This is a genomic window from Gordonia sp. UBA7599, from assembly GCA_002477755.1.
Classification (GTDB): Bacteria; Actinomycetota; Actinomycetes; order Mycobacteriales; family Mycobacteriaceae; genus Gordonia.
The window spans coordinates 1-8881 of the sequence record DLKD01000170.1 but is presented as its reverse complement, the minus strand read 5'-3'; the positions used below and the strand labels follow the sequence as shown (position 1 = coordinate 8881).

Below are 8881 nucleotides of genomic sequence, written 5' to 3'. Positions count from 1 at the left end.
CCAGGGTGTTGGCCGAGCCGACGAGCGCGGCTCGCTCGGTCACCGTGGCCGCATAGGCGAGTGCCTCGCCCTTGCCGGGCATGGTCACCGACAGCCCGAGGTAGGCCTCGTCGAGGTTGTCGACGATGGTGGCCAACTCCCCCGCCGGGCACTCGATTCGCTCGTAGGTCCAGCCGTCCAAGCCCAGCGCCCGATAGGCGGCGCGGTGCAGGTCCGGTGAGCGCGAGTGCTCGATGGGGAACCCGAGGACGGCCGCCTTGCATGCGGTACCGCCGACCGGGTCAGCAGCCGGTCTTGAGGAATTGGTTGTCACAGGCTTTCCGGCGGTTGCGCAGGTGTTCCTCGAACGTCTCGGAGAATTCTGTCGTGCCGTTCTTGTCGATGGTGACGAAGTACAGCCACTTCCCCTTCGGCGGGTCCAGCATTGCTTTCAAAGCCTTCTCGCCGACCGTCGCGATGGGCGTCGGCGGCAGCCCTGTCACCCGATACGTGTTCCATCGGGTGTCGGCCTTGTAGTTGTCGCCGTGGACGTCGATGTTGGTCTCGGCTGCGGTGTAGTTCGCCGTGGAGTCCATCTCCAGGCGCTGCTTCTTGTCGAGCCGGTTGAGGATGACCCGGGCGACCTTGGGCAGATCGTCGGTATCGCGCACCTCTCGCTCGGCGACCGAGGCGGCGACCAGCAACTCGTACGGACCCAGCCCGCTCTTGTTCGCGGTCAGCAGGCCCCACGCTTCGAAGCGCTGGGTGCTGTCGGTGATCAGCTTGTGCAGGATCGCCACGGCTGAGGCTTGCGGGTCGATTGCCTCCCAGGTTCCCGGTGCGATCAGCCCCTCGATCCGGCGCGGATCACCGGGCAGTTTGGCGACGGCTGCCGTGGCCCAGGTGGGCACTCCCAGTTCGGTGGCCGAGGCCGACTTTGCGGCCGTTTCGAGTTCCTCGACGGTGATCCCGATCGTCTCGCCGTTCACCGTCGTGGCGGTCGCGTCGGCGATGAGGCTGAACACACCGGGCACGGTCTTGCCGTCAACGCCCTTCTTGTCCTCCAGCTGGACACCCTCGGGTACGACGAGCCGCCCGACCCGGTGGGTGGAATCGGACATCATCGCCACCGCGGCGGTACCGGAAATCCCTTTGCGCAGCTTGTAGACACCGCCGGAGAGCGGCTTCTCGTCAGCAGCGGTGGTGAACGCGTCGACCGAGCGCACTACGCCCGCTTCCTGGAGGATCTGGCCGAAGTCGGTCAACGTCGAATTGTTGGGAATCGTGACGAGTACGTCGGCCGTACCCGTATCGCTCGAATAGTCCGGCCCGCCGGCGCCGCTCAAGCGGTTGACGACGAGGTAACCACCGGCCAGCACGACCACCGCGGCCAAGGCCGCGGCCCCGATCAGCAACCATCGCGACCGTTGCCGCTTGGGCATCTGGTCCGGATCGGCCGCGAGTTGCGCCTGCTTGGCAGCGGATCGAACGGCGTCGGCGTCGTCCAGGTCGGTGTGCCATGCGGGTACCCGAGCGGCTGGTGCGGTGCGGGGGTTATCGGCCCCGATCGTCACCGGCTCACCGTCGCCGTCCTCAACCGGGGGCGGGGTGGCCCGGTCCGGGTCGCCGGGACGAGCGGTGTGGCGGACGATGTTGGGCGCGGTGTCACTGCCGGTATCGGATGCCGAAGCGGAGCGGCGCACCGCCGGTGCCGGTTGGTCCTCGTCCACCGGACGGATCTCCCCTGTCATCCATGCTGGCGCTCCGGAAAGTCCCTTGGACTCCCCCCGCCTGGTGCGATGCCGCGTGGTGGGCACGTGCCCGGCCTCGCCTTCACCGTCGTTGGCTCCAACCTCATCGTTGGTCACGCGCGCAGTTCCTTCCTCCGGTCCGACTCGCCCGGTCGGGCGGTGCGGTTGCGGACCTGCGGAACGCCGATTGACTCGACGCCGGGCGCTGGCCACGATCTATCGAACGCTGTCCAACCACCCCTGAAGAATAGTCACGGCAGCTGCTTGATCAATCAACCACCGTGCCTTCCGCGAGTCTTTGCCCGCCTCCCGCAGTGACCGTGCGGCGCTGACGGTCGTCATCCGCTCGTCGACGAACTCGACGGGAACGGGCGCCACCGCGCGCTGAAAGCCCTCGACGAATCGCCGCACCGACTCCGCGGCGAGGGCCTCGCGGCCAGCAAGATCACGCGGCAACCCGACGATCACGCCAACCGCTTCGTATTCGGCGACGATCTCGGCGAGTCGGCCCACAGCGGCCTCGTCCTGCGCCTGCGTCGACTTGCCGGCGGTTCCGCGTGGCACCGTTTCGACCGGGGTGGCCAGGATCCCGTCCGGGTCGCACACGGCCACTCCGATGCGGACGGTCCCGACGTCGACACCGATCCGGCGGCCGCGGGGATGCAGCACTAGTCCGTCCCGAGGAGGTCGGCGATCCGTGCCATCGCGGCGTCGATACCCGCCGGATCCGACCCGGCGCCCTGGGCGAGGTCGGGCTTGCCGCCCCCACGGCCGCCCACCAGGCCTGCCGCTTCCTTGACGATCGAGCCCGCCCCGATACCGGCATCCCGCGCACCGGCGGTCGTCGCGACGACGAACGGCACCTTGGCCGGCTCGTCGTCGGCACCGGGCGTCACCGAGAACAGCACTACGACGCCCTTCTCCGAGCGAGCCCGGTTGCGCAGGTCAGTGGCGAGTTCCCGCAGCTCGGTGGCGCCGAGACCGTCGGCGACGCGCCCGCCGATGAGGTCGACGTCGCCGACTCGCCGAGCGGAGTCGAGCAGGCCCGAAGCCGCGGCCTTGGCCTGCTCGGCGCGCAGCCGCGCTACCTCGCGCTCGGCGTCGCGCAGCTTGGTGACCAATTGCTCGACGCGGCCGGGCACCTCGGCGCTGGGCACCTTCAACGACGACGCCAGGCCGGCCAGCAGGGCCCGCTCGGTTGATAGGTGTCGGAAGGAGTCCATGCCGACGTAAGCCTCGACGCGGCGGATTCCCGAGCCGACCGACGACTCGCCGATAAGGGTGATCGGCCCGATCTGCGACGATGAGGCGACATGGGTGCCGCCGCACAGCTCCATCGAGAACGGACCACCGATCTCGACCACCCGCACCACGTCGCCGTAGTTCTCGCCGAACAGGGCCATCGCGCCCATCGCCTTGGCCTCGTCGAATCCGGTCTCGAAGGTGTGGACCGGGTAGTTCGCCTCCACGGCGGTATTGGAGATCGCCTCGATCTCGGTGCGCTGCTGTTCGGTCAGCGGGCCGCCGGAGTGGAAGTCGAACCGCAGGTAACCGGGTTTGTTGAGTGAGCCGGCCTGCGTGGCGGTCGGGCCGAGGACCTGGCGCAGCGCCGCGTGCACCATATGGGTGCCTGAGTGCCCCTGGGTAGCGCCGTGGCGCCATGCCGGGTCGACCGACGCTATCACCGTGTCGCCCTCGACGATCTCTCCCGCCTCGACGACACCGCGGTGCAGCCACACCGTCTTGCCGGCCTTCTGCACGTCGGTCACCGCGACGCGCACGCCCGAACTGGTGGTGATCGTCCCGGTGTCGGCGAGTTGGCCGCCGCCTTCGGCGTAAAGCGGCGTTCGGTCCAACACGATGTCGACGTGTGCACCGGTCCCCGCACGGCCGAGTCGGCGGCCGTCACCGACGACGGCGAGCACGCGCGCCTCACTGACCAACTCGTCGAAGCCCACGAACTCGGTCGGGTGGGCGTCGATGAATTCGCGGTAGACGCTCATATCGGCGTGTCCGGTCTTGCGGGCGTTGGCGTCGTCCTTGGCCCGCTTGCGCTGCTGCGCCATGAGTGCGGCAAAACCGTCGGCATCGACGGTCAGTCCGGCCTCGCCCGCCATCTCCAGCGTCAGATCGATCGGGAACCCGTACGTGTCGTGCAGGGTGAATGCGGCGTCGCCGCTAATGCGGGAGCTCCCAGCGGCCTTCGTCTCGGCGGCGGCCTCGGCGAATAGGGCCGAACCGGCCGACAGCGTCTTGGCGAACGCAGCCTCCTCGCCGACGGCGACGGTGAGAATGCGTTCGCGGTCGGTATCGAGGACCGGGTACGACGGTGCCATCACGTCGATCGCCGTCGACACGAAAGCCTCCATGGTGGGGCCGGTGGCCCCGAGCAGACGCGCCGAGCGCACGATGCGGCGCAGCAACCGGCGCAGGATGTAGCCGCGGCCCTCGTTGCCGGGCAGCACCCCGTCGGCGATGAGCATCGCCGCGGTACGCGTGTGGTCGGCGATGACCCGGAACCGCACGTCGTCGGCGGCACCGGTCGCCCCACCCGCCCCGTACGCGCGGCCGGTCAGTTCCACGGCCACGTCGATGATCGGCTTGAGCAAATCGGTCTCGTACACGTTGTCGACGCCCTGCAGGATGCATGCGACACGCTCGATGCCCATCCCGGTGTCGATGTTGCGCTCGGGCAGTGGGCCGAGGATCTCGTAATCCTCCTTGGCGCCGCCGGTCCCCCGCTCGTTCTGCATGAACACGAGGTTCCAGATCTCGATGTAGCGGTCTTCGTCGACCTCCGGTCCGCCTTCGACGCCGTAGTCGGGACCGCGGTCGTAGAAGATCTCCGACGACGGCCCGCACGGCCCGGGGACGCCCATCGACCAATAGTTGTCCTTCATCCCACGGCGCTGGATGCGCTGCGCCGGGACACCGATTTCGCGCCAAATCTGCTCGGCCTCGTCGTCGTCGAGGTACACCGTCGGCCACAGCCGCGTCGGGTCGATGCCGTAACCGCCGTCGGCGACCGGATCGGTCAGCAGTGACCAGGCGAACTCGATGGCCTCCCGCTTGAAATAGTCGCCGAACGAGAAATTGCCCGCCATCTGGAAGAACGTGTTGTGGCGGGTCGTGATGCCGACCTCTTCGATATCGAGCGTGCGCACACATTTCTGGACACTGGTCGCGCGCCGGAACGGCGGCGTCTGCTCACCCAGGAAGTACGGCTTGAAAGGGACCATGCCGGCGTTGACGAACATCAGGTTCGGGTCGTCGAGGATCAGTGGCGCACTAGCGACCTCGGTGTGGCCGGACTTGATGAAGTGGTCCAGGAATCGCTTGCGGATCTCGTGCGTCTGCACTGCTTGGCTGTCCTTCGTCGGCGGTGGCGCTGGTGCGGCGCGACCGTGCCGCACCAGCGGCCTAGTCTACCGGCGGGGCGGATCGGCGCAGTCGGCGGATGATCGCCCGCAGCCTGGGCAGGCGCACCGCAAGCTCGCGCTCGGCGCCACGCCCGGTGGGCGCGTAGTAGTCGACGCCCACCAGTTCGTCGGGCGCGTACTGCTGGGCGAGTACCCCGTCGGGATCGTCATGCGGATAGCGGTAGCCGACGGCCGATCCAAGGTCCTTGGCCCCCGAGTAGTGACCGTCACGCAGGTGGGGCGGCACCGAACCGATCCGACCCGCGGATACGTCGGCCATCGCAGCGCCGATCGCCGAGACCACCCCGTTGGATTTGGGGGCCGTCGCCAGATGGATGGTGGCCTGGGCCAGGGCTAGGCGCGCCTCGGGCATCCCGACCATGGCGACGACCTGCGCGGCATTCACCGCGGTCGTCAGCGCCGTCGGATCGGCCATGCCGATGTCCTCGCTTGCATGGATCATGAGGCGTCGCGCGATGAATCGCGGATCTTCGCCGGCGCTGATCATCCGCGCCAGGTAGTGCAGTGCGGCGTCAACGTCGGAGCCGCGGATCGACTTGATGAACGCGCTGGTCACGTCGTAGTGCTGGTCACCGTTGCGGTCGTAGCGAACCGCCGCTTGGTCGATGGCGGCCTCGACGTCGGCGACGCCGAGCTCGACGACTGGGCCCCCGGGTGCGGCGCCGACGCCGGCGGCGGCGGCCTCGAGTGCGGTGAGTGCGCGGCGCGCATCTCCCCCGGCGACGGCGATGAGGTGGTCGCGGGCGTCATCGGCCAATGTCACGGCACCGTCAAGGCCCTCCGGCGCGGCGATCGCCCGGTCGAGAACGGTGCCGATCTCGGCGTCGTCGAGCGGCTGCAAAGCCAGGATCAACGAGCGTGACAGCAGTGGGGCCACGACGGAGAACGACGGGTTCTCCGTCGTAGCGGCCACCAGGAGCACGATCCGGTTCTCCACCGCGTCGAGCAGGGCATCCTGTTGGTTCTTCGAGAACCGGTGGACCTCGTCGATGAACAGCACGGTCTGCTCACCGGCGACCAGCCGCCGTCGGGCCAGATCGATGACCCCGCGCACCTCTTTCACACCCGCGGTCAGTGCCGACAGTGCCTCGAACCGAGCACCGGTCGCCCGGGAGATGAGCGAGGCCATCGTCGTCTTGCCGGTGCCCGGCGGGCCGTAGAGAAGCACCGATGCAGCGCCGGATCCCTCGACGAGGCGCTGCAGCGGCGAACCCGGCTTCAACAGATGTGTCTGTCCGACGACGTCGGATAGGCGCTGCGGCCGCATTCGGACGGCCAGGGGGGCGCGGGGACCCGCATCGAAGCCGCGTCGAGCCGACGAATCATCCGCGCCGTCGGCAGGGTCGGCGTCGAACAGGCTGTCCATGACCTGCGCTAAGACAGCCAGTTGCGCCGCAAGGCGGCGGCGAACTCGGTGCAGAACGCGCCAAGCTCGGCCAGCCGGGGGGTACGGTCGGCACGTGCCGCGGCGGCCTCGCCCATGTCGGCCCAGCGTGCGCATGCCACCGCGGGGTCGCTCGTCGTGATCGCCCAGTCGTGCGACAGCAGCATGTTCTCGACCGGGTCGGCCGGGCGATTGTCGGCGACGCCGACGAACGTCACCGTGGACAGCCACACCCACATCAGCCGTGCCGAGGCGATCAGGTCGTAGACGGCGTCCTCGTCGCCCATCGACGGCCACATGGTCTGCGCTTCGGCCCGCCAGGCTTCGACCAGTGCGGTTTCGATGTCGTCACGAACGCTCGCGCACCGGGCGTCGAGGTGCTCGGGAATGGTCGCGAGGCCGAATGCGACGTCTAGCGACGCGTCGCGGAATCCGCCCCACTCGTAGTCCATGAACCGGACGCCGTCGGCGTTGATCAGGATGTTCTCCGGGCCGACGTCCGACGGGCTGAACGCACGGAACTCTCCCTCACCGAAGAGGCGCACCGCGTCGGCGAGTCGGGCCGGGATCGACGGTGGCACGTCCAGGCCCAACGCCGCGGCAGCGGTCGGCAGCTCCGCGACGACCCGGCGGGCCCAACCGGTGGCTGCGTCGCCGATCGATTGCGCGTGAGAACGACGGACCAGTGCATTGAAGTCCTGCTCCCCGCCGACGGTGGCCGCGTGCATCCGGCCGAGCGCCTGACCCCAGGCGCTGACTGCGCGCGTCACCTCCTCGACGTCGGGCCGGGCGAGCAGATCAGTCATCGACCGGCCGGTGCCCAGGTCGGAGAGCACGATCACCCGCCTCTGCGGGTCGTGGGCGATGAGTTGCGGGCCCGGACGGCTCCCGCTGGAGAGGGCGGTGGCGTACTGGTAGGCGGCGACCTCGCGGTGGAACGACTCCGGGTCGTGGTCGGCCCCGAGCGCCTTGATGACCAGCGTGCGGTGGGTGGACACCGGGTTCGGCCACACCCGCGCCCGAGCGACGACGCTGCGACCGCTGCCGCCGAGGTCCTCGGGATCGGTGAGCGACACCTGGGTACCGGCCCGTGCCGACAGCACGGCTTCCGCCGTGGTCAACGCGCCCTCGATCGGGGTTTCAACGATGGCCGTCATGATGTGATCCAACCTACCAACAAATTCGGGTGCGCCACGCCTGCTGCTGGTCGGCGGGGACTTTGGCCTCATCGGCGGCCGCCTTGGGTTTGGCGTCGATACCCGACTCCTTGCGCTGCGCGGCGGTGATGGGTGCCGGTGCCGCGGTCAACGGGTCCACGCCACCACCGGACTTCGGGAATGCGATCACTTCACGGATGGACGATTCGCCTGCCAGCAGGGCGGCGATCCGGTCCCAGCCGAACGCGATGCCGCCATGCGGCGGCGCCCCGAACGCGAAGGCGTCGAGCAGGAAGCCGAACTTCTCCTGCGCCTCGTCGTGGTCGATGCCCATGATCGCGAACACGCGCTCCTGGACGTCGCGGCGATGGATGCGGATCGATCCGCCGCCGATCTCGTTGCCGTTGCACACGATGTCGTAGGCGTAGGCCAGGGCCGCACCGGGATCGGTTTCGAGCGCGTCCACCGATTCGGGCTTGGGCGAGGTGAACGCGTGGTGCACCGCCGTCCACGCGCCCGACCCGACGGCGACGTCGCCCGCGGCGGCGGCATCGTCCACCGGTTCGAACAGCGGTGCGTCGACCACCCAGGTGAACGCCCAATCGGCGGTCGACGGGTCCACGACGTCGTCGGGCCCGGGGATCAGGCCCAGCCGGGTGGCGATCTCCGACCGTGCTGCGCCCAGCAGCGCTCGTTGCGCATTGGCGGGTCCGGCTGCGAAGAACACGCAATCGCCGGGCTTGGCCCCGACATGACCGGCCAGCCCTGCGCGCTCGTCGTCGGAGAGATTCTTGGCCACCGGCCCGCCGAGGGTGCCATCCTCGTTGACCAGCACGTATGCCAAACCTTTCGCACCGCGCTGCTTGGCCCATTCCTGCCAGCCGTCGAGCGTGCGGCGCGGCTGCGATGCACCGCCGGACATCACGACGGCGCCGACGTAGGGCGCCTGGAAGACGCGGAAGGGCGTGTCGGCGAAGAAGTCGGTGCACTCGACGAGTTCGATCTCGAAGCGCAGATCGGGTTTGTCCGAGCCGTAGCGGCGCATCGCCTCGGCGTAGGTGATCCGCGGGATCGGCGTGGTCAGTTCGACGCCGATCAAGCGCCACAGCGCGACGAGGATCTCCTCGGCCAGGGCGATGACGTCGTCTTGCTCGACGAAGCTCATCTCGA

The 8881-nt window shown here is 68.9% G+C and carries 6 protein-coding genes and 1 pseudogene; all 7 read right to left on the bottom strand.

What is annotated here, in order from left to right:
* A pseudogene (locus tag B4L26_RS18820) lies at positions 1-313 on the bottom strand (shikimate dehydrogenase); the annotation flags it as partial.
* The gene (mltG, locus tag B4L26_RS18815) at positions 282-1847 is read right to left on the bottom strand and encodes an endolytic transglycosylase MltG (RefSeq protein ID WP_290721481.1); all 1566 of its coding nucleotides are present in this window, start codon (positions 1845-1847) and stop codon (positions 282-284) included. The pseudogene B4L26_RS18820 and the gene mltG, both read right to left, overlap by 32 nt.
* A 99-nt stretch (positions 1848-1946) precedes the next feature.
* Positions 1947-2399: a Holliday junction resolvase RuvX gene (gene ruvX / locus B4L26_RS18810; protein WP_290721479.1), complete on the bottom strand. Its 453-nt coding sequence runs from the start codon at positions 2397-2399 to the stop codon at positions 1947-1949.
* The gene (gene alaS, locus B4L26_RS18805) at positions 2399-5089 is read right to left on the bottom strand and encodes an alanine--tRNA ligase (protein WP_290721477.1); all 2691 of its coding nucleotides are present in this window, start codon (positions 5087-5089) and stop codon (positions 2399-2401) included. Before alaS ends, ruvX begins: the two co-directional genes overlap by 1 nt.
* A 61-nt stretch (positions 5090-5150) precedes the next feature.
* Positions 5151-6536, bottom strand: coding sequence for a replication-associated recombination protein A (locus B4L26_RS18800; RefSeq protein WP_290721475.1), 1386 nt, complete (start codon positions 6534-6536; stop codon positions 5151-5153).
* Positions 6537-6544: 8 nt separating this feature from the next.
* A complete protein-coding gene (locus B4L26_RS18795) occupies positions 6545-7711 on the bottom strand; it encodes a hypothetical protein (RefSeq protein WP_290721473.1) in 1167 nt (388 codons plus the stop codon).
* 13 nt (positions 7712-7724) lie between these two features.
* Positions 7725-8881 (bottom strand): amino acid--tRNA ligase-related protein (locus tag B4L26_RS18790; RefSeq protein ID WP_290721471.1); only part of this gene is annotated, 1157 nt, incomplete at its 5' end.